This is a genomic window from Parvibaculum sp. (assembly GCF_039680535.1).
Lineage (GTDB): Bacteria > Pseudomonadota > Alphaproteobacteria > Parvibaculales > Parvibaculaceae > Parvibaculum.
Map to the genome: position 1 here is coordinate 16,260 of NZ_JBDKSS010000005.1, position 20,418 is coordinate 36,677.

The window sequence follows — 20,418 nt, forward strand, 5'->3', positions numbered from 1 at the left end:
TCGCATGAACACTAACATCCTCAAATCCGAACTACCCTCGGCGACAACGGTAAAATCCGCGACCCGCGTTCTGGAGATTTTCGAGTATTTCGACGAAGTCAGACGCCCGGTGACGATTCAAGACGTGGCGCAGGCGCTGAGTTATCCTCATTCCAGCACCGCAGCTCTTTTGAAGAGCCTTGTCAGCCTCGGTTATCTGGAGCACGACGACCAGGGCAGGACTTTTTTTCCGAGCATCCGGATATCTCTGCTGGGCAACTGGGTGGAGGCCGAGGCGTTACCTATCCGGAATGTTCGGCGCCTTATGAGACGGCTTTCGGCCGATACGGGGTGCACGATCATCCTCGCCGCGCGTCTGGGAGACCATGCTCAATATATAAAGGTGATTCAAGGCACGTCGCCCATCCGCTTTCATGTCAAGCCAAGCACCAGGCGAATGCTCGCTTTTTCGACGATTGGCCGCGTTCTGCTCAGCGAACTTCCCTTACCCGAAGCGAGACGTTTGATTCAGGACGCCCTTGCCGCCATGCCGGAGCGACGAGCATCGACGCAGGAGATCGAAGACGAACTTCAAAGAATCAGAAAACGCGGCTTCGCGCTTTACAGCGATCTCGTGACTCCGGGGGCCACCATGCTGGCGATGCCCATTCCAACGGGCCCGTCCGGACGTCCGGTCGCCATCGGAATAGCCGCTCCCAAAGAGTATTTTCGCAGTCGCAAACAAACATTCACAGAGTTATTGAAAAACGCCATCGCCGAGCACATTTCACAAAACGGTCAAAGCCTTAAGGAGACCCTCGGCGACGTGGACCAGCTCGAAGGCGACGATGATATAGCGCCGTAATCATCCGAGCTTTGTATTCAGGAAGCCGGCCATCTCGTCGATCGCCGCCCGGCCTTCGCTCAAGACCGGCGCAAACCAGTGCCAGACATGAATCATGTTCGGCCAGACATGAAGATCGGCGGATACGCCGGCTTCTTTCAATCTATCGGCCAATAAATGGCTATCCGAGAGCAAAACCTCCGAACTGCCGACCTGAATCAGGAATGGCGGCAATCCCTTGAGATCGGCGTATACTGGCGATGCTAGAGGCATCCTGCGCGGGGTTGAAGTACCCAGATAGGCCGCCGTCCACAGCTCAAGATCGGCATGGCGCACCATCGGGTCCACATTCGCCTTCGCGCCGTAGGATGCGCCTTTATTTTCAAGATTGGCCCAAGGCGAAATACAAACGGCTGCGGCCGGAAGTCTGAGACCAGCATCGCGCGCCGCAAGAAGCGTAGCGACCGTCAGACCGCCACCAGCCGAATCTCCTGCCACGGCGAGCTTCGCCGGATCGACACCCGTCTCGATTAACCAGCGATAAGAAGCAAGTGCATCATCGACCGCAGCCGGAAATGGATGCTCTGGCGACCGCCTGTAGTCGATCAGCAGAACCCGGCCATTCAGGGCAAGAGCTATATGCGCCGCAAGATGGCGATGCGAGTCGAGAGAACCAAGCGCATAGCCCCCTCCATGCAGATAGAGCAAAACCCGCTTGCCGACGCCGACAGCCGGCGCCAGCCATTCGCCGGGAACCCCGCCGGCGGAAACCGGCGTGACCGTCACGCCTTCGGGAAGACCAAACGCTTTTCCGGCCTCGTCATACGAGGTACGAAAATCCTCAAGAGAACGAGCCTCCTCGGTCACAAGGCCCGTAAGCAGCTGACGAACGACAGCAAGTTCCTCAAGACTCATTTTTGCACGCCCTCCTCAGGCCGCCGCGCCATGTCGCAACAGACGGCCCGGCAAACGACCTTCGGCGCCCAACACATCGACGCCATTGCGCCGGACCAATGTCCCGTTGACGACGACGGCTGAAATGCCCGAAGCATCGGAAATCAGTCGGTCTTCGCCAGCAGGCAGGTCGTAGACTCTGCGAAGGGGACTTGCGCCAACCGTTTCGGCGTCGAAGATCAGGACATCGGCGGGCATTCCCACAGCGAGACGACCGCGATCCTTGATGCCGAACACCTCGGCGGGCCGCGATGTCAGCATCCGGACCGCCTCCTCCAGCGTCAAAACGCGCTTTTCACGGACCCATCTCCCGAGAAGATGCGTGGAAAAACAAGCATCGCAGAGTTGGCTCGCATGCGCGCCTGCGTCCGAGAGGCCGAGCACCGTGCAGGAATCGCGCAGCAACGTTGCCACTTCATCTTCGTCCGCGTTCGCGACCGGCAGGCGGAACCGCGTTTGCAGATCGCTTTGAATCGAGAGGTCCAACGCAAGATCAATCGAGTTGCATCCGAGTTCCGCTGCTACATCGCGCACCAGCCGTTCCCCGAACTCCGGCCGATCCGGACAATGAGCGATGACCGCCTTGTCCCACGCATTGAGCATCGGACCGCGCATCGCGTCCCGGAATCCCGCTCGGAAAGAGTTGTCGGCGTAAAGCCGCAGTTTTTCCGCGCGGTCGGCTTTGTTCACCGGCGCGAAGACCGGCATGCTCTGGAACAGAAACGGCTGATCGAATCGAAATTCAAAATTGAGCGGCCTGCAGGTGACCTGCGGAAATACCGCGTAACCAGCCGACTGAAGTTCGTTTGAACGCGCCAACTGCTCGGCCGCGGAGCCTACATTCAGCACCCCGCCGCCGCCCAGCAACGCCGTCCAACTGACATGGCGGCCGGAAACGCGGTTCAATTCCGCGAATTCGTCGAATGACAGTTCCTTGCCGACAGTCGCCTGTATCACGCCTTCGCCCGCGTCGCCCAGCGCCGATGCGATCTCCCGTATCTCGCTGAACTCCGCCAGCCGGCTTGGAACCGGTCTGCCCTCGTAGCCTACATGCGTCGGCGATTTCGAGGTCGCATAACCGAGTGCGCCCGCTTCGAGGCCCTCGCGCATCAGGTTTTTCATTTGCCTGACCTCCTCCGGCCGCGCCGCCCGTTCGGTGGATTCAGGCCCGAGGGCATAGAGGCGAAGCGGCGTATGCCCCAGAAGAACGGCCACGTTGATCAACGTACCCTTCTTTTCCACGACGTCGAGATATTCGGGAAACGTCTCGAACCCCCATTCATCGCCGAGACCGGCCTCAAGCGCCTTGACGCTCATGCCCTCGACATTCTCGAGCGTCCGCAGAATAAGGCTGCGGTGCTCCTTGCGCGTCGGTGCGATGCCGAAGCCGCAATTGCCCACCACGACCGTCGTCACACCGTGCCACGGCGAGATCGACAGCTTCCTGTCCCAAAGAAGTTGCGCATCGTAATGCGTATGGATGTCGACGATGCCGGGAGCAACCACCTGCCCCCGGGCGTCGATCGTCGTTCTCGCACCGGCGGGGGCGTGTCCCATAGCCACAACTTTGCCATCGCAAATACCGATGTCTCCGGCATAACCCGGGGAGCCGGTGCCGTCCACGATGAATCCGCCCACGATCTTCAGGTCGTAGTCCATGAAAACGCCCTTTCTATGAATCGCAAAACATCAAGCCAGTATGTCCGTATACGGAGCGTCAAACGGCAAGCTTGTAGAGTTCCGCGACGTTGTCGTGGCATATCCAGTTGCGTTCCTGCTCGCTCAGATTTTTCGTGTGCTCTTCGAGCATCGCTTGCGACCAGGGCCAGGTCGAATCCGAATGTGGGAAGTCGTTCGCCCACATCAGGCGGCGAACGTTGCACATATCCTTCATTCTGAAGGCAACCCAGTCGTCCTGGAACGTCACATAGATGTTGTCGTTGAAATATTCGCTCGGCATGCGCTTGAGCGGCGGTGCCTTCATCCAGTAGCGATGACGCTTGTAGGCATGGTCCATGCGATACATGTAGTGCGGAACCCAGCCCGCGTCGGCCTCGACGCAGACAACCTTGAGGTTGGGGAAGCGATCGAAGACACCGCCGAATATGAAGGTGCCCATCACGTCCTGGCAGCCACGAATGATCGACAGGAAGCCGTTTATACGCGGTCCCCGGACCTGACCCGAAAGACTGTCCGATTTACCGGTCAGGATGTGGAACGAGAGCGGCATGTCGCACTCGACAGCGGTCGCCCAGACCTTGTCGTATACAGTTGAATCATAATCCTCGACGGCGGGGTTTCCGGGCATCATCACGCCCTTGAACCCCATCTCCTTCGCATGCCTGATTTCCGCAACGCCATCTTCCGGCGATCGCATGGAAACCTGCGCAAGACCGTAAAGACGGTCAGGTGCCTCCGCGCAGTATTCCCGCAACCAGCGATTATAAGCGTCGAAGCAGGCCTTCTTGTAGTCGAAGTCGGGATGGTTGCAGATCACCATTCCGACCGTCGGATAGATGAACTCGGCCGCAACGCCGTCCTTCTCCTGGTCCGCGACGCGGAACTTGGCGTCCCAGCCGCTCTTCCACAGGTCTTCGAAGGCGACACCCTCTGTCGTGATCTCCGCCGGATCCTTACCGGCGGCGGCCACCAGCCCCATCGGAACTGGAGACCCCATACCATCGACGATGAAAGCGTCGCCGACCTTGTCGATCCGCTGGATGCGCGGCGCGCGATCGCGGAATTTGGGATCAATGTAATCAACATAGCAATGCGGAGGTTCGGTGATGTGCGAGTCCGCGGATATGGGCTTCTTGATCATCGGCTTTCTCCCAGCGTCGCATTTGGTTTCAAGGCTGCGACTTTTAATTTGATAATCCCTGATCAGAAATATTCGCTGGCCGCGCAACCCGAGTCTAGATAAATTTACATCCATGCGATCAAAAACACATATCTGTTATTCGGAGGAGACGCGAACATGACGATGGAACCGGCCCTGCTCAAAAAAATGGGCCATATCGCCCTTGTCACGCTCAACCGCCCAGAAGCGCGCAACTCGTTCAGTCCGGAGATGTTGGTCCGGCTTGCCGGTCATTGGGAAGAGGTGCGCGACGATGCGAATATCCGCGTCGCCATCGTCACCGGCGCCGGAGACAAGGCGTTTTGTTCGGGCGCGGATCTCGGGCAACTCATCCCGCTCATAAATGGCGCCCGTAAACCGCAAAACGAATGGGACCAGAAAATTCTGGACGATCCGAATATCCTGGCCAAAGGCTTGTTGCGCACATTCGACGTGACAAAGCCGGTCATCGCCGCGATCAACGGCTTTGCCGTCGCAGGCGGGATGGAGCTGGCACAAGGAACTGACATGCGTATCGCCGCGGATACCGCAAAGCTCGGTGTGCAGGAAGTCAAATGGGCGATTTTTCCGGGCGGCGGCTCAACGGTGCGCCTTCCGCGCCAGATACCTTATGCAAGGGCGATGGAACTGCTGCTCACCGGCGATCTGATCAGCGCGCAGGAAGCCTACGATCTGGGATTCCTGAATCGTGTCGTTCCCCAGAAGCAGGTGCTCGACGCGGCATTCGAACTCGCGGAGAAGATTGCCGCGAATGGGCCGATCGCCGTTCAGGCGATTCGCAAATCCGCCCGCGAATGTCTGGGACGCCCCGAGAGCGAGGCGATGGGTATGGAGTCGCGCTTCGCGGCACCCGTGTTCAAGACCGAGGATGCCCGCGAGGGGCCCAAGGCATTCATGGAGAAGCGCAAGCCGAACTATAAGGGCCGCTGAAACAAGAAACCGAAATCATTACGACAGGGAGACGTTCCGATGCAGTTCGGCATTCAGATGGTTTTTCAGAATTTCGACAGAGCCAACTCCGGCGTAACCGACGGCCAGGTCTATGACGAGGAGATCCGTCTCGGGCTTTTGGCGGAAGAACTCGGCTTCGACGCATTGTGGCCCGTCGAGCATCATTTCGCGGACTATTCGTTTTGTCCCGACAACACCCAGTTCCTGAGCTACATGGCGGCGCGCACCAAACGCATCAAGCTGGGCACCGGCGCCGTCATCCTTCCCTGGAATGTGCCCGTTCGGATCGCGGAAAAGGTCGTCCTGCTGGATCACCTTTGCCAGGGACGAACACTCTTCGGCATGGGTCGCGGCCTGGCGCGCAAGGAATATGCCGGCATGGGCGTGAACATGGACGAAGCGCGCCAACGCTTCGATGAAGCAAGCCCGATGATCATCGACGCTCTCGAGACCGGCTTCATCGAAGGAAGCGGCCCCTTCTATCCGCAGAAGCGGACCGAAATCCGTCCCAATCCGCGCGGCTCCTTCAAGGGGCGCATCTATCAGGTCGCCATGTCGCCGGAATCTGTTCTTCAGTGCGCGAAGGCTGGCGCGCGGATGGTGATCTTCGCTCAAAAGCCGTGGGAGGCCCAGGCCGAGGCCGTCAAGGAATACAGGGCAGCATACAAGACGCAGCATGGCGACGACGCACCGCCGATCATGATATGCGACTTCACCTATTGCGACACCGATCCTGCTCGCGCGAAGGAGTTGGGACAGAAATATGTGACCAACTATCTGCTTTCGGTACTCGATCACTATGAACTGGCCGGCGAGCATTTTAAAAACGCTAAGGGCTACGAGTCCTACGCCCAGGCCGTCGATGCCATTCGCGCGCTCGGCAAGGGTGGAATGGCCAAGACCTATCTTGATGTCACGGCCTGGGGGACGCCCCAGGAAATCGTCGAGAAGTTCGAATATCGCAAATCGCTTCTGGGCGAATTCGACATCAATCCCTGCTTCCTTTTCGGCGGCATGAGCTACGAGGAGGCAGCCGAAAGCATGCGTTCCTTCGCCAGACACGTCATACCGGTCCTAAGAAAAAGCAGCAAACGTAAGGTGGCTTGACGCAATTGTTTCCGGAAGTCGTCGCGCCGGGCGGTGGGTTGGTCCATGAATTCTGCGACGACCCGGCTTGTCGCCGATGCGCCGATGCATCGCTCCAGATCGAACGGGTGGCCCGCAAGACCGACCACACAAGAGACCAGGCCAAGGTAGACGTGTTCGAGATATCGAACACGTCTACGATCTCCTGCGCCGGCACTCGACGCTCGGGTACTTGAGCCCTATGGAATTCGAAAAGAAGATGCTGTCAGCTTAACTCGACGTCCACGAGACGGGCAGCAGGCCACACGGCCACCTTCAGGAGGCCGCCCTCCGGGAACTGGCGGGCCGACAATTTCCAGGTCAAACACACCTAAAACGTCAGATGCGTCCCGCTCCTTTCATGGCGGAAATGTAACCGAATGTCATGGCCGGGCCGATGGTCGCGCCGGGTCCGGGGTAGGAATTCCCCATGATGGACGCCGTGCTGTTTCCCGCCGCCCAAAGGCCCTCGATAACCTCACCCGACTGCGAGACCACCTGTCCGAACTTGTTGATAACAAGCCCGCCGCGCGTGCCGATGTCGCCGGGATAGAGCCGGATGGCGAAGAAGGGAGCTTTCGTCAACGGCGCCAGGTTCGGATTTTTGAAATAGGGATCGCCGTACATGCGGTCATGCGCACTGTCGCCCCTATGATAGTCCTCATCGACGCCGGTCTCGGCAAGCTTGTTGAATCGCTCCATCGACTTCGCGAGACGATCCGCCGGAACACCTATCTTCTCCGCAAGTTCCGCAAGGCCTGGCGCCGAGACCACGTCGCCGCTTTCGTTCCACCGCTTCGGCATGGGCTGGCGCGGCATGTTCGAGGCAATCATATAGTAATCCTTGTACGCCTTATCCAGGATAAGCCATACCGGCACGCAGGACGTGCCTGTCCCGTTATGCACCTCGTAAATCCTGGTGACCACGTCGCAATAGGGCGCCGCTTCGTTTACAAAGCGATCGCCCGAGGAATTCACGATCATCGATCCCGGCAGCGAGCGTTCGAGAACGCAAAAATGCGGGTTCTCGTTGGCGTTTACGTGACTCACCGGACCCCACCAGGCGTCGTCCATCAGATCGAGCCGGGCACCAATGCTCTCCCCGGCACGAATGGCGTCGCCCGTATCGCTTTCGGCGGCAAGCGACCATTTCGAGCTTGTGGGATGCGGCAGATAACGATCGCGCATTTCCTGATTGTGGGCGAAACCGCCGGCGGTCAGCGCCACGCCGCGCCGCGCCTTGTACCGAAGCGTCCTGCCGCCCTTCGACACCTCGGCGCCCACGACGCGACCGTTCTCCGTCACCAGCGACGTCAGGGCCGTATTCACTTCGAACGGAATGTTGGCACGCAATATGGAGTAAAAGAGCCGACCAGCGGTGCCCTGCCCCGCCGTCATTACTTTTCTTCCAAGCAGCCTGTTTGTGATCGTGTTGAAAGCCGCCTTCATGAACTTGCGTTTTCCGTCCCAATGACGGCGCATCCGGGCGACCGAAAACAACTCGAACAGCAGGAGGCCGGCGTAATGAGTGCCCGACAGAACCGGCGGGCGGAAATATTTCTGATTGGCGCCAAGCAAAGTTCCGTTGAAGGGAACGGCTTCCAGGGCGCGGCCTTCAGGGAAGCCGCCAGTCGCTTCAGGGTAATAGTCCGAATATCCCTTGCTCCAAACGAAGCGCGTTTCAGTGTGATCGCGCAGGAACTCGATCATCTGCGGACCGTACTTCACAAACGATTCCTGAACTTCCGAGGGCACGCGGTTGCCGACCGTGCTGGCCATGTAGCTCCTGGCCCGTTCCTCCGAGTCAGGTAACCCGCCTTCGCGCACCAGGTAATTGTTGGGAATCCAGACCACGCCACCCGATCGAGCCGTGCTGCCGCCCATATAAGGCGCTTTTTCGATCACCAGCGTGTCGAGGCCCAGATGATTGGCCGTCAGAGCCGACACCATTCCGGCGCCGCCGCCGCCCACGACCAGCCAGTCCACTTCCTTGTCCCAGCGAATGCCGGTTCCCGCTCCGTTGTCAGCCATATGCGTGCTCCCTAAATTTGTCCGACGCCCCGAAACCCTATGCCGCCCGCTGTTCGTTCACGCGGCGCTGCAAGCGGGCGACCCGCCACCTCCCGCTCTCCGGGGTGCATGTCTCAATCGTGCGCCTGCTCGTAAACCTGATACTCGATGCCGCCGGGGTAAACGCGTCCTTCGCCGACGCCCAGAACCCTGTTCAACCATTTGTATTTTTCGGCGCCCGTCTCGAAACGCAGCTGGCTCAAAAAATACGAGTCGCCGATTTTCGTTTCTCCGCCGCTGAGCGCCGCAGTAACGAACTTGTCGTTATATTCGAGAAAGCCCGTATAATGAACATAGATGTGTGCGCCGTCGTTCGTCTGCAGAACGATCCGCACGTCGATATGCCCCAAATTCTCGGAATCGATGACGATCCAGTCGGCGCCACTACTGCAAACGGTGCCCGTGAGGCGCTTGCCCTCGAACGCGCCCCCCGTAATGTTGGCGACAAGCCGCTTGCCATGCGTCGTGTCGCCGATGTCCAATGGCGAGGCGACAAGAACGTGAATTTTCATCAAAGGAACCAGCTTCATGTGCTTTTAATCCTTATACAGAATGATACAACCTATATTAGCGAGAAATTGCGCGACACTTTTCCTATCTGGCGCAGTCACCGGCCGTCCACGACTCAGGTAAAACTCATCGACAGATCGCCCAATCCCTGGTCGAAGCGGCACAAAACGTCGTCGCCGGCCTTAACGGGGATTGCCCGCACAAAGGACCCGGTAAGCACGACCTGCCCCGGCTCGAAAACAACGCCGAATTGGCCGAGCTTGTTCGCAAGCCAGGCGACGGACGTGACGGGATTGCCCAGAACCGCCGAGGCTTCGCCCTCGACTTCCAACTTGCCGTTCAACCTCAATTCGCCATGCACGCGCCGCACGTCGATCGCGTCGAGCCGTCTTGGATTGGCGCCCAGCACGACAGCGCCGCAGGCAGCCAGATCGGCCACGGTGTCGATTATGCCGAAACCGGGCTCCGGCATTACGCGGAAATCGACAATCTCAATCGCAGGGACAACAAAATCGGTCGCCCTGATGACGTCGACGGGCAGCACGCCCGGCCCCTTGAGCGCGTGCTTCATGACGAATGCGATTTCGATTTCGATCATCGGGCGGAAAAACCGGGAAGCATCGATCGGCGTCGCTTCAGGCAGGAACATGTCGTCGGTTATGGCGCTGAAATCCGGCTCCGAAGATCCGGCCATTTCCTGCATCGGTTTCGACGTGAGCCCTACCTTGTAGCCCTTCACCTTCGCGCCCGCGTCAACCTTGCGGCGGACGAACTCTTCCTGAACCAGATAGGAATCCTCGACGGTCAAGCCAGGATAGGTTCCGGTCAGCCGCCGGAGCGGCCTGCGTGTCTCGTAGACGTCGAAAAGCTCGTCAACGATTTTTGACCTTGTCGCACTATCCAGCATTTTTTGTTCCAGTTTTTTCTTTCACAGCCGTGAGGCTCGCCAAGCTCGCCGAAGAGAGCGCCGCAATGTCTGTCGTAACCGAGACCATCTGAAACCCCTGCGCGACGCGCAGCGGCGCGACGATTGCGTTCGACAGGACGGCTACCGCCTTGCCGTGCCGCCGGCAGGCAGCGACAATGGTTTTTATGGCATCGTCGAAAACAGGCTTTCCGTCATTGTCTCCCGGCGGCAGGCCAAGCGCGACCGAAAGGTCGAACGGCCCCACCAGGGCGGCATCGACCCCCGGCAAGCCGACGATTTCATCGACCTGATCGAGCGCGGAGCGCGTCTCGATCATCGGAATGACGGCAACACGGTCATTGGCCGTGAAGGCATAGCCCGCGCCGTCGCGCGTTCCGACACGCACAGGCCCGAAGCTGCGGCGCCCAACCGGCGGATAGCGGCAGGAGTCGACCAGACTCCTCGCATCGTCGGCCGTCTGAATCATCGGAGCGACGACGCCAAGGGCGCCCGCGTCCAGAACGCGGCCGATGATTCCCGGCTCGTTCCAGGGCACACGTACAATTGCTGGAAGTCCGCGAATGTCGGCGGCGCGGATCATATCAAGCGCCTGTCCGTAGTCCATGCAGCCATGCTGCATATCGACGAGTATCCAGTCGAAGCCAAGCGACGAAACGGCCTCGACTCCGAGCGCGCCGGGCATCATGCACCAGGCGCCGAATGTCACCTCTCCAGCCGCCCAACGCGATTTCAGAGACACGGCTTCCGCCATTTTCATATCCCTCAGAATTGCCCGAGAGCAACGCGACGAACTATCTCGGTATCCGTGGGCTCATGGCCGACCTTGTGAGCGGGTGCCGGGACCTCCTGCACCGTGTTGGTGACCTTGCCAACGCCCGTCACCTCGACCTCGACGACGTCGCCCGGGTTCATCGGCCGCGAATTCGCCGGCGTGCCGGTCAGCACGATGTCGCCCGGCAGGAAGGTGATGTGGCGGGAGAGATCGGCGAAGATGTAGTCGATCGGGAAGGTCATCTCGCTGACCGGCCCATCCTGCACCATCTTGCCGTTGATATAGGTGCGCACACGCTCTTTGCGGATGTCGACGCCCCTGACAATGCCGGGGCCGACCGGGCAGAAGCCGTCCTGCCCCTTCACGCGCAGCATGGAGCCCGCATCGGTGTCGCGGAAATCCTGCGCACCGACGTCGTTCGCCGGTGCGAAGCCCGCGAGATAGTCCCAGACATCTTCGCGCGCGACATTGCGCATCGGCTTGCCAACGATCGCCGCGATCTCGCCTTCATAATTGAGGTACTTGCAGTTCGCCGGCCGGTTGAGAAAGCCGCGATGGGAATTGAGCGTCGTCAGTGGCTTCTGGAAGTAGGTTGGCGTGACGAGCGGCGGCGCCTTGAACTCGACACGGCGGGAGTCGTAGTTCAGATGAATGCAGATGATCTTGGTCGGATCGCAAGGCGGCAGATAAATCGCCTCGGCATCTGGCACCAGACGCCCGTCGCCAAGCCGCAGCCTGTCGCCTTCCGGCCGCACCCATTTCGGCGTTCCCTCATGCAGGATGCGCCGCCACTCATCGCGCGGGCCATTCAACACAGACATTCATCCCTCCCACTCTTTTTTAAATTGAAATAGCCGGGGAGCCGATCCGACAGGCTCCCCGGCAATATCCGCCGCCCGTATATCGGGGGAAGCGGCGGACAATTATTCGGCGGCGACTTCCATGACGCCTTTCATGACACCCGCCACCGGCTGATGTCCGTAGGTGTCGCGCTGGTAATATTCGGACTGATGCGTGGCCGGCCGCGCGCCCCAGCCGATCTCGCACATCCAGCCCGACGGATTCAGGAAGTAGAAGGAATACATGTGATCGTTGGCATGGCGCCCGGGCGCAATCGTCACCGGAATGTCGTTTTGCTGTACGATTTCATAGGCGAGCCCGACGTCGTCGAAATTCTCGACCTCGAACATCATGTGGTTGATGCGCTTCTCGCCGGGCGGTCCGAAGGCGACCGTGTGGTCGCGGCTGTTGCAGTGAAGGAACATGAGGTCGAAAGGCCGCGGCAGACCCGGGAAGGGAATGCGGTATTCGATGCCGCCGCGCATGCCGAGGAGCTTGTAGAACTCATAGGTCTTTTCGAGGCCGACCGTCTCGCGCTGGATGAGATGGCCGAGCCCGCCGTCGCCCGTCTTGAAGCGGCCATGCATGCGCCGCCCGGGGTGGAAAGGCTTGTCGGCCTGGATTTGCGGCCCGTGGAATATCTCGATCGGAAAACCGCTCGCATCGTCGAGCTTCATGATCTCGAGCACACGCCGATCGTCGGCCTCGGCGGGCGTGCCGACCCGGACCTTCACGCCGGCGGCTTCGAGCTGCTTCTTCATCTCGCGGAACTCCTCGACGCCCGCGACGCGGAAGCCGAGGTAGTTGAGATCGTCCTTTCCGTCTTCCTCGAGGATCAGACGATGATGCCAGTAGTCCATGCGCAGGTAGCAGCGTCCCGCCTCGCCTTCGTCGGCGACCTCGAAGCCCAGAATGTCCGAAGCATATTTCTTCCACTGCTCGAGGCTTTTGACGCCGAGCCCCGCATAGCCGAGTTCCGTGATCTGAACCATAGCCGTTCCTCCCTCAGGCAAACGATCCTTTGCGGACCGATATGTTCTTTATGTCGGTATAGAAGTCGAAGCTCCAGGTTCCGCCTTCGCGGCCGATGCCTGAATCGCGGCTTCCGCCGAAGGGCGCCGCGAGATCGCGAACGAAGAAGCAGTTGACCCAGACGGTGCCCGCCACAACCCGCGAGGCGATCGCGGTCGCGCGCGCCTCGTTGCCGCTGAAAAGCGTCGCCGCCAGGCCGTATTTCGTGTTGTTGGCAAGTTCGATCACTTCGTCATCGTCGGAAAAACTCTGCCAGGTGAGCACCGGGCCGAAGACCTCGCGCTGGGCGATTTCGAGCGACGGATTGACGTTGGCGAATAGCGTCGGCTGGAAGTAAAGCTCGCCGAAATTCGCGCGGCTGCCGCCCCAGAGCGGCACGGCGCCGTCCGCCTTCGCCCGCTCGACGAAGCCGGCGACGCGTTCGAAATGCTCCTTGGTGATCAGCGGTCCGACGCGCGTGTCCTTGTCGCGCGGATCGCCGACGACCATGTGGCTCGCAGCCGTGCGCACCTTTTCCAGAAAGCCCGGCTCGATCGACTTTTCGACCATGATGCGCGTGCCGGCGAGGCAGACCTGACCCGCATTCATGTATTGCGCGGCGACTGTCTGAGCGGCGGCGTCGAGATCGGCATCGGCGCAAACGATGAAGGGCGACTTGCCGCCGAGCTCGGCGCTCATCGGCGTGATCGAGCGCGCCGCGGCCTGGCCGATGATTTTCGCCGTGTCGGTCGACCCGGTGAAGCTGATGCGGTCGACATCGGGATGATTGACGAGCGCATCGCCCGCCTCCTCGCCGATGCCCTGCACGACATTGAGAACGCCTGCCGGTACGCCCGCCGCATGGGCAATGTCGGCCATCAGCGAGCAGGTGAGCGGCGCCCATTCCGGCGGCTTGACGACGACGGTGTTGCCGGCGGCGAGCGCCGGGCCGACCTTCCAGGTCGTCAGCATCAAGGGTGCGTTCCAGGGCGTGATCAAGGCCGCGACGCCGGCCGGATCGTAACGCACATGATTGACGACTTCGGGCGAGTCGATCGAATGGCCCCGGAGCGTCAGCGCCCATTCGGCAAAGAATTCGATGTTCTGCGCGGCGCGGGGCACGACACGATGAACATTGCCGATGAGCAGCGAGCCATTGTCCATCGTCTCGACGGCGGCAAGCTCGTTCGCCCGTGCTCTGATACCTTCCGCAAAGCGCTTCAGGATCGGCAAACGGCCCTTCGGCCCGAGGGCCGCCCAGGCCGGAAACGCCTTGCGTGCGGCGGCGACCGCCTGATCGACTTCCACCTTGCCGCCCGCCGCGACGTCGGCGAGATGCGAGCCGTCGATCGGCGAGAGGTCCGCGAATTTTCGTGACGAGGTGACGCGCCGCCCGCCGATCCAGTGATCGGTCGAGATTTCGACGCCGGCGACCTTCGCAATATTTCCTGCCATCACACAGCCTCCGTGACGCGACTTCCGGCTTTTTTCCCGACTTCGATGTCTTCCGTCAGGAAGCGGTCCACCAACTCGTTGGCGCGCGTGCGGTCCCCAAACAGATGGGCCATCTGATAGTTGCGTGCCGAAGAACCGAGATAGAAGCGTTCGTACTGAAGATTCCGGCCGGCAAGGCCCGTGCCGACGAAATCCCAGGCGAGCCGGAAGACGCGGGCGCGCTGCTCGGCGCCCACGTCGCCGGCACCGCGCAGATAATGATCGATGAGCGGACGGAGACCGGCATCGTCGAGTTGAGCGCGGCTCGGCGCGGCGAAGACATTATGCGACCCGATGAGCTGGATGATTTCGCTGACCCGCGCCATCCATCGCGGCATCGACGCGCGAAGGGCGGAGAAGGGCTGGGCATCCGGCAGCCAGACGCCATTGCCATAGTCGGTAGCCCCGTCCTCGGCGGCCTTCAGGCAGGCGCGCGTCAATTCGGCATAGCTCCAGATTTCGCCGAGCATCTCCCATGTCTGCGGCTTGACGTCGTTGATCACCTCGGTCATCCGCGAGGCGAGACCCCAGGCGAATTCAAGTTTCGTCAGTGCCCGGACCGTCGTCTGCTGCATGACGTTCGGCCACCAGCTGCGCATCATGACCGAGTTGTAGACGGCAGTGTTGCAGTTGACGTGCAGACGGTCCCGGGGCACTTCGACATTGTCGAAGATCACGAAGGCATCCTGCTCGTCGAACCGGGTCGAGATCGGATGATCGAAAATATTTCTGCTTTCGGAAAATGAATCCCGACAGATGAATTTGAGACCGGGGGTGGACATCGGAATGCAGAAGGAGATCGCATACTCGTCGCAATCGGGCGGCAAGGGATGAGACGGATAAACCGCAATCTCGTCGGCGAAGGGGGCAAGCGTCGCGAGGATGCGCGCGCCGCGCACGACGATACCGTGCTCGGTTTCGCCGACCTTGCGAAGCGCCACATCGTTGCCGGGTTGCGGCGCGTCGCCCTGCGCCTTGTCGATGGTCGGATTGACGATCGTGTGGGTCAGCGAAATGTCGTTGCGGCGCAGATATTTCTGATAATTGACGAGGTTCTCCGCGCCTTCCTCGTTGCCGTTGACGGCCCATTCCTCGGAGCGGCCCGCGAAGCCCGCATAGGTCACGTTCATGTAGTCCGGCGTACGGCCCATCAGGCCCACCGAATAGGCGGCGATTTTCTCCAGCCCCGCGCGACGGCGCGCCAGATCCTGCCTCGAGCGGGGAATCATATGGCTGACATTGATCTTCTCGCCCGTCTCGGGATCCGGCATCAGGCAGGCCTCGGCCTCCTTGTGCTGGAGATCGTAGACAGCTGCGACACCGCGCGCCGCGCCCGCGAATGCGGGATCGCCGGCGACGTTCTCGATCTTGCGGTCGTCGACCCAAATCTCCCGGGGTTGCCTGAGGCCTTCCAAAAACTGCGCGCCCGTACGTGCCGGCATGGCTTCCTCCCTTTATACTTGTATTGACATCCGGCCGGATGTGGCATGGCCGGCACATCCGCCAGCAACCAGCCATATTTTATATACACTCATTTATGAGTAGCGTCATATGTTCCATGCGTTGTACAAACCTGTCAACCGGCAAAGTTTGCCGACGAATGGCGCATGAATGGTCAAGATACTTGCCGCGCCGCCGAATACTCTGGCAGAAAGGGCCCGGCAGCAGTTTGGCGCAGCCTTGCTACAATGAGGACATGCGATGGACACATCTTCGAAAATTGGCAAGCAAGCCGGTGCCAAATCCGCAAAGAGGGAACATCCGCAGACGGAGGGGCGAAGAGACCGCAACAAGCGGGAAAAGGTCGCGCGCATCACGGCGGCGGCCCGCACTCTGTTTCACGCCAAGGGTTATACGAAAACGACCACGCAGGAAGTGGCGGAAGCTGCCGATATCGGAGCTGGCACACTGTTTCTCTATGCGAAATCAAAGGAAGACCTCCTCATCCTGGTTTTCAAGGATGAAATGAGCCAGCTGATAGAGGAAGTGTATGGAACAATTCGGAAGAAGGCCCCGTTGCTCGAGCAAGCGGAGTCATTGTTCGATGGGTTTATTGAATATCACAGGCGCGATGTTGTCATTGCCCGCGCGCTAATTCGCGAACTCAGCTTCTCCGGCAACCCTGGGCGCCGGAAAGACGTGCTCACCATTCCAGAAGCGATTATCGAAAAGCTTGTCCATTTCGTCTCAGCGGCTCGGGCGCGCGGCGAAATTCGCGCCGATATCGATCCGGTCGAAGCAGCGCGATGCCTGTTTGCTATCTACTATCAGCAGTTGCAAACTTGGCTGGGGACGTATGTCAGCCACAGCGCCTTCAAGCAAAACATGCATGTACTTCTCAAATTCGTGATCGACGGAATGTCCGTAGGCGGCATACGCAAAATAGAACCCTCGCGAAATAAACGAGCGTCGCGGACCGGGAAAAGATGAGAACAGGCTCGTCGCACCGGACGCCGTTTACCCAGGAAAACCAGCACCGCCGAAGGCGAATGAGTTTAGCGGATTCAGCGTTCCAATTCGGAGGACCTCTCTCGACCCAAGGTGCAGTCGACGCCCGTCTTTCAAGGGGGGAGGATCGGGGGAGAAACCTCGAAACCCGCGCGCCGACTGCGACTAGTGCTGACCGTCAGGTATTCTCAACGTGAGACCGTCGAGATCGTCGGTCATAGTAATCTGACAAGCAAGGCGGCTATTTTCCGTCGAACCTTCGGCAAACTGCAACAGGTTGGCTTCCATGCCGCCGGGCTCGGCCATGCCGGTCCGGGCGATCCAAGCGGCATCGACATGCACATGGCAGGTCGCGCAGGCGCACTCGCCCCCGCAATCGCCGTCGATTCCCGGCACGCCGTTGTTGACCGCGGCATCCCTCGCGGTCGTGCCGTTCTTGACCGCGATGGGATATTCGGCGCCGTCCGGCTCGATGAAAATGACTGTGGGCATTTTTTTACTCTTGTCGATCATGCTGGATGAAACAGCGGCTGGAGCATTTCCGTGACGAAACGGGGGGCAACGCTTCATCGCGAAATAACGCGCCAGACCGGGCCCGGTCTAATGCGCGTGCAGCTTTACCGGTAAATGGGTGAACCCGTGAATGAAGTTGGACAGCGTCCTCTCGGGCGCGCCGACGACCTCCACCTTGCTGAAGCGCTTCAGGATTTCTTCCCAGATGATCCGCAGTTGCAGTTCCGCCACGCGGTTCCCCATGCAGCGATGCACGCCGAAACCGAAGGAAAGATGGTGACGGGAATTCGGGCGATCAATGATGAACTCGTCCGGACGGTCGATCACCTCTTCGTCCCGGTTTCCCGACATGTACCACATGACGACCTTGTCGCCCTTTCTGATCTTCTTGCCGCCGATTTCGGCGTCCATGAGCGCCGTCCGACGCATATGCGTCAGCGGCGTCTGCCAGCGGATGATCTCGGGGATCATTTTCGGGATGAGGCCCGGATCGGCCATGAGCTTGCGATATTCCGCCGGGTTCTGATTGAGTGCGAGCACCCCGCCGCTAATCGAATTGCGCGTGGTGTCGTTGCCGCCGACGATCAGGAGCATCAAGTTCCCGAGAAACTCAAGGAATGGCATGTCCCGCGTCGCCGGCGAGTGCGCCATCATCGAGATCAGATCGGACTTCGGAGACTCGTTGATGCGTTTGTCCCACAGATCCTTGAAATAGTACGCGCATTCGAGAAGTTCCTCGCGGCGCTGTTCCCAAGACGAGACCACACCTGTTTCGGGCGTGGCCGTTGCCACGTCCGACCAGCGGGTGAGCCTGCGCCGCTCCTCCCAGGGGAAATCGAACAACGTCGCCAGCGTCATCGTCGTCAGCTCGACGGACACCCTGTCGACCCAATCGATCTCTTCGCCGATGGGAAGCGAGTCAAGAATAAGCCCCGCGCGCTCGCGGATGATGGGCTCCAGCAGAACAAGATTGGACGGTGCAACCGCCGGACTGACCGCCTTGCGCTGCGCATCGTGCTTGGGCGGATCCATCGCAATGAACATCTCGAGTTCAAGTGCGCCCTCACCTGTTTGCATGTCCTGAATGGCGATGCCGCCTATCTTGGCTTCGGAGGAGAACGTCTGGTGGTTCACCTCGACCTGCATGATGTCGTTGAATTTTGTTACCGACCAGTAGGGGCCGTAGGCGCTCTCGGGGCAATAGTGGACGGGGTCTTCCCGCCGCAGCCGTGCGAAGTAGCTCCCGATCGTGTCGTTTTGAAAGAGCTTCGGATCGCTGACATCCATCCGAGACAGCGGGACCGTCGAAGCCGGATCGCGCACCAATGTGTCAGTCGTCATCTCTCTGTCCTCCCGGTCGGCGTCTGTGCGGCATCCACCCGTCACGGCGCATGCAATACCTTTATATTAATTCATTATAATAGATCATGGACAATTCGATGTCAAACGCTCTCCATCGCCGCTGCGGTTCCGTTAATCCAGGACGAATCCCTCATACCCCCTGGCCGCAGCGGTATTGCACTGGTCCATATAAATGGGCACGCCGGGGAAATTCAGAAGCTGCCGCGGCTTTCCCGGAATGTTGGCGCCCATGTACCAGGAATCGGCACGGGGAAAGAGCGTCATGTCGGCTATGGAGTTCAGGAGCTGTGTCCATCCCTCCTCGGCCTGAGTGGTCGCTTCCATCCGCCACCTGTCATTCTTGCGCATATGCTTGAGGCAATCGACAACCCATTCGCCCTGCAATTCGGCGCATGTCGGGCCGTTGCAGAATCCAGAGGGACTCTGTGGACCATAAAGAAAAAGCAAGTTCGGGAATCCCGACGTCGCGAAACCGAGATAAGTGCGCGCGCCTTCGGTCCATTTTTCCTTGAGCGTCACGCCGCCCGTCCCGCGTATATCGATCTGGGTCAACCCGCCGGTCACGGCATCGAACCCCGTCGCCAGGACAAGCATATCGAGCTCAACCAGCCCATCCGCCGTGCGCACGCCTTCGGGAACTATTTCCGCGATCGGCGTCTCGCGCACATCGACCAGGCTAACGTTGTCCTGATTGAACACTTCGTAATACCACTGCTCCAGCGAGGGGCGCTTGACGCCGAAGGGATGCGGCGGCTCCATCGGCGCGAGTTTGTCGGCCAATGCCGGATCCTTGATCCGGGCGCGGGTCTTGTCGCGCCAGAAATCGTACATGGTACGGTTTGCTTCCTCATTCGTCAGGATGTCGGCAAATCCACCGATCCAGTAGTGGAAGCCGCCTTTTTGCCAGAGCTTTTCATAAAGCGCGCGGCGCTCTTCCGGCGGCACTTCCAGCGCGGACCTTTCGTCCCTGAGAATGTCGAATCCGCCGAACGTCTCGCGCCGCATGCGGAATATCGCCGGATAATCGGCCTTCATCCGCTGTTGCGTCTCGACGTCGAGCTTGCGCTGCTGCATCGGCAGGGCGAGGATCGGCGTACGCTGGAACACCGTCAGATGCGCCGCGTCCTTGCTGGCTTCCTGCACCACCTGAACGCCGCTCGCTCCGGTTCCCACGACGCCAACCCGCTTGCCCGCGAAGCTAGCGCCTTCCTGCGGCCACAGCGCCGTGTGATGGCACTCACCGGCAAAGCTTTCAAGACCCTTGTAGTTCGGGATATAGGGTTTGGACGCAAAACCGGCGCAAAGGATGAAGAACCGGGCGCGCACGGTAGCGCCGTCGGTCGTGCTGATAACCCATTCATCGCGCGCCTCGTCGAATTCCGCCGCGCTGACGCGCGTGCTGAACCTTATGTCCCGGCTCAGGTCGAGTTTTTTGTCAACGTAATGGAAATAGCGGCGCAGCTCATCCCAGGCCGGAAATCTTTCGGTCCAGTTCCAGTCGCGCCATAATTCCTCGATCGAGAACTCGTAAATCGGGACATGGGAATCGACTCGCGCGCCGGGATAGCAGTTCCAATACCAGCAACCGCCCAGATCGGCACCAGCCTCGAACAGGCGAACCTTGAAGCCTTCCTGGCGCAAGCGGTGAAGCTGATAGATGCCGTTGAATCCCGCTCCAACAATGAGTGCATCCAATACTTCAGCGTCGTCACTTTCTTGCGTCTGGCCGGATTGTACCCAACTCATCGAGATCGCTT

18 protein-coding genes and 1 pseudogene are annotated in these 20,418 nt (G+C 59.9%); 5 read left to right on the forward strand and 14 right to left on the reverse strand.

What is annotated here, in order from left to right; genetic code table 11:
- Positions 1-4: 4 nt before the first annotated feature.
- Entirely contained in the window at positions 5-844 is an 840-nt protein-coding gene (locus ABFC66_RS01225; protein ID WP_346739133.1) for an IclR family transcriptional regulator, read from the forward strand.
- On the opposite strand, the gene ABFC66_RS01230 is transcribed toward ABFC66_RS01225, so the two are convergent.
- The 3 genes from ABFC66_RS01230 to ABFC66_RS01240 are packed head-to-tail and all read right to left on the reverse strand — an operon-like array spanning position 845 to position 4,598.
- Positions 845-1,738 (reverse strand): alpha/beta hydrolase, encoded by an 894-nt coding sequence (locus ABFC66_RS01230; RefSeq protein ID WP_346739134.1) that lies wholly within the window; start codon positions 1,736-1,738, stop codon positions 845-847.
- Between the two features lie 15 nt (positions 1,739-1,753).
- A complete protein-coding gene (locus ABFC66_RS01235) occupies positions 1,754-3,436 on the reverse strand; it encodes an amidohydrolase family protein (protein ID WP_346739135.1) in 1,683 nt (560 codons plus the stop codon).
- A 58-nt stretch (positions 3,437-3,494) separates the two neighbouring features.
- Positions 3,495-4,598, reverse strand: coding sequence for an amidohydrolase family protein (locus ABFC66_RS01240; RefSeq protein WP_346739136.1), 1,104 nt, complete (start codon positions 4,596-4,598; stop codon positions 3,495-3,497).
- A gap of 156 nt (positions 4,599-4,754) precedes the next feature.
- Here ABFC66_RS01240 and ABFC66_RS01245 point away from each other — a divergent pair, with 156 nt between their 5' ends.
- The 3 genes and pseudogenes from ABFC66_RS01245 to ABFC66_RS01255 form a co-directional block, all read left to right on the forward strand.
- Positions 4,755-5,567: an enoyl-CoA hydratase-related protein gene (locus ABFC66_RS01245; protein WP_346739137.1), complete on the forward strand. Its 813-nt coding sequence runs from the start codon at positions 4,755-4,757 to the stop codon at positions 5,565-5,567.
- A 39-nt stretch (positions 5,568-5,606) separates the two neighbouring features.
- Entirely contained in the window at positions 5,607-6,695 is a 1,089-nt protein-coding gene (locus tag ABFC66_RS01250) for an LLM class flavin-dependent oxidoreductase (RefSeq protein WP_346739138.1), read from the forward strand.
- 86 nt (positions 6,696-6,781) lie between these two features.
- A pseudogene (locus ABFC66_RS01255) lies at positions 6,782-6,948 on the forward strand (IS3 family transposase); the annotation flags it as partial.
- Positions 6,949-7,052: 104 nt separating this feature from the next.
- Here ABFC66_RS01255 and ABFC66_RS01260 read toward each other — a convergent pair.
- From ABFC66_RS01260 to ABFC66_RS01295, 8 genes are all read right to left on the reverse strand, one after another.
- On the reverse strand, positions 7,053-8,744 hold the full coding sequence (locus ABFC66_RS01260; RefSeq protein WP_346739139.1) for an FAD-dependent oxidoreductase: 1,692 nt from the start codon (positions 8,742-8,744) through the stop codon (positions 7,053-7,055).
- A gap of 113 nt (positions 8,745-8,857) precedes the next feature.
- A complete protein-coding gene (locus ABFC66_RS01265; protein WP_346739140.1) occupies positions 8,858-9,313 on the reverse strand; it encodes a DUF3237 domain-containing protein in 456 nt (151 codons plus the stop codon).
- Between the two features lie 95 nt (positions 9,314-9,408).
- Positions 9,409-10,200, reverse strand: coding sequence for a 4-oxalocrotonate decarboxylase (locus ABFC66_RS01270; protein ID WP_346739141.1), 792 nt, complete (start codon positions 10,198-10,200; stop codon positions 9,409-9,411).
- Positions 10,190-10,972 (reverse strand): aldolase/citrate lyase family protein, encoded by a 783-nt coding sequence (locus ABFC66_RS01275; RefSeq protein WP_346739142.1) that lies wholly within the window; start codon positions 10,970-10,972, stop codon positions 10,190-10,192. Before ABFC66_RS01275 ends, ABFC66_RS01270 begins: the two co-directional genes overlap by 11 nt.
- 11 nt (positions 10,973-10,983) lie before the next feature.
- Positions 10,984-11,814: a fumarylacetoacetate hydrolase family protein gene (locus ABFC66_RS01280; protein WP_346739143.1), complete on the reverse strand. Its 831-nt coding sequence runs from the start codon at positions 11,812-11,814 to the stop codon at positions 10,984-10,986.
- A 102-nt stretch (positions 11,815-11,916) separates the two neighbouring features.
- A complete protein-coding gene (locus ABFC66_RS01285) occupies positions 11,917-12,825 on the reverse strand; it encodes a VOC family protein (RefSeq protein WP_346739144.1) in 909 nt (302 codons plus the stop codon).
- A gap of 13 nt (positions 12,826-12,838) precedes the next feature.
- Positions 12,839-14,299, reverse strand: a complete 1,461-nt coding sequence (locus tag ABFC66_RS01290) for an aldehyde dehydrogenase (RefSeq protein ID WP_346739145.1) — start codon at positions 14,297-14,299, stop codon at positions 12,839-12,841.
- Positions 14,299-15,780, reverse strand: coding sequence for a 4-hydroxyphenylacetate 3-hydroxylase N-terminal domain-containing protein (locus ABFC66_RS01295; RefSeq protein ID WP_346739146.1), 1,482 nt, complete (start codon positions 15,778-15,780; stop codon positions 14,299-14,301). The genes ABFC66_RS01290 and ABFC66_RS01295 overlap by 1 nt, the downstream gene beginning before the upstream one ends.
- A 259-nt stretch (positions 15,781-16,039) precedes the next feature.
- Between ABFC66_RS01295 and ABFC66_RS01300 the strand changes: the two genes are divergently transcribed.
- Positions 16,040-16,768, forward strand: coding sequence for a TetR/AcrR family transcriptional regulator (locus ABFC66_RS01300; protein ID WP_346739147.1), 729 nt, complete (start codon positions 16,040-16,042; stop codon positions 16,766-16,768).
- A 183-nt stretch (positions 16,769-16,951) separates the two neighbouring features.
- Here the strand turns inward: ABFC66_RS01300 and ABFC66_RS01305 are convergent, their stop codons facing one another.
- The 3 genes from ABFC66_RS01305 to ABFC66_RS01315 form a co-directional block, all read right to left on the reverse strand.
- Positions 16,952-17,299, reverse strand: a complete 348-nt coding sequence (locus ABFC66_RS01305) for a 2Fe-2S iron-sulfur cluster-binding protein (protein WP_346739148.1) — start codon at positions 17,297-17,299, stop codon at positions 16,952-16,954.
- An 87-nt stretch (positions 17,300-17,386) separates the two neighbouring features.
- The gene (locus ABFC66_RS01310) at positions 17,387-18,640 is read right to left on the reverse strand and encodes a cytochrome P450 (protein WP_346739149.1); all 1,254 of its coding nucleotides are present in this window, start codon (positions 18,638-18,640) and stop codon (positions 17,387-17,389) included.
- A 132-nt stretch (positions 18,641-18,772) separates the two neighbouring features.
- A complete protein-coding gene (locus tag ABFC66_RS01315) occupies positions 18,773-20,407 on the reverse strand; it encodes an NAD(P)/FAD-dependent oxidoreductase (RefSeq protein WP_346739150.1) in 1,635 nt (544 codons plus the stop codon).
- Between the last annotated feature and the right edge of the window lie 11 nt (positions 20,408-20,418).

Excerpts from the sequence above, each read along its gene's own strand:
- ABFC66_RS01225 (WP_346739133.1), top strand. The coding sequence starts at position 5 with ATGAACACTAACATCCTCAAATCCGAACTACCCTCGGCGACAACGGTA.
- ABFC66_RS01230 (WP_346739134.1), bottom strand. The coding sequence starts at position 1,738 with ATGAGTCTTGAGGAACTTGCTGTCGTTCGTCAGCTGCTTACGGGCCTT.
- ABFC66_RS01235 (WP_346739135.1), bottom strand. The coding sequence starts at position 3,436 with ATGGACTACGACCTGAAGATCGTGGGCGGATTCATCGTGGACGGCACC.
- ABFC66_RS01240 (WP_346739136.1), bottom strand. The coding sequence starts at position 4,598 with ATGATCAAGAAGCCCATATCCGCGGACTCGCACATCACCGAACCTCCG.
- ABFC66_RS01245 (WP_346739137.1), top strand. The coding sequence starts at position 4,755 with ATGACGATGGAACCGGCCCTGCTCAAAAAAATGGGCCATATCGCCCTT.
- ABFC66_RS01250 (WP_346739138.1), top strand. The coding sequence starts at position 5,607 with ATGCAGTTCGGCATTCAGATGGTTTTTCAGAATTTCGACAGAGCCAAC.
- ABFC66_RS01260 (WP_346739139.1), bottom strand. The coding sequence starts at position 8,744 with ATGGCTGACAACGGAGCGGGAACCGGCATTCGCTGGGACAAGGAAGTG.
- ABFC66_RS01265 (WP_346739140.1), bottom strand. The coding sequence starts at position 9,313 with ATGAAGCTGGTTCCTTTGATGAAAATTCACGTTCTTGTCGCCTCGCCA.
- ABFC66_RS01270 (WP_346739141.1), bottom strand. The coding sequence starts at position 10,200 with ATGCTGGATAGTGCGACAAGGTCAAAAATCGTTGACGAGCTTTTCGAC.
- ABFC66_RS01275 (WP_346739142.1), bottom strand. The coding sequence starts at position 10,972 with ATGGCGGAAGCCGTGTCTCTGAAATCGCGTTGGGCGGCTGGAGAGGTG.
- ABFC66_RS01280 (WP_346739143.1), bottom strand. The coding sequence starts at position 11,814 with ATGTCTGTGTTGAATGGCCCGCGCGATGAGTGGCGGCGCATCCTGCAT.
- ABFC66_RS01285 (WP_346739144.1), bottom strand. The coding sequence starts at position 12,825 with ATGGTTCAGATCACGGAACTCGGCTATGCGGGGCTCGGCGTCAAAAGC.
- ABFC66_RS01290 (WP_346739145.1), bottom strand. The coding sequence starts at position 14,299 with ATGGCAGGAAATATTGCGAAGGTCGCCGGCGTCGAAATCTCGACCGAT.
- ABFC66_RS01295 (WP_346739146.1), bottom strand. The coding sequence starts at position 15,780 with ATGCCGGCACGTACGGGCGCGCAGTTTTTGGAAGGCCTCAGGCAACCC.
- ABFC66_RS01300 (WP_346739147.1), top strand. The coding sequence starts at position 16,040 with ATGGACACATCTTCGAAAATTGGCAAGCAAGCCGGTGCCAAATCCGCA.
- ABFC66_RS01305 (WP_346739148.1), bottom strand. The coding sequence starts at position 17,299 with ATGATCGACAAGAGTAAAAAAATGCCCACAGTCATTTTCATCGAGCCG.
- ABFC66_RS01310 (WP_346739149.1), bottom strand. The coding sequence starts at position 18,640 with ATGACGACTGACACATTGGTGCGCGATCCGGCTTCGACGGTCCCGCTG.
- ABFC66_RS01315 (WP_346739150.1), bottom strand. The coding sequence starts at position 20,407 with ATGAGTTGGGTACAATCCGGCCAGACGCAAGAAAGTGACGACGCTGAA.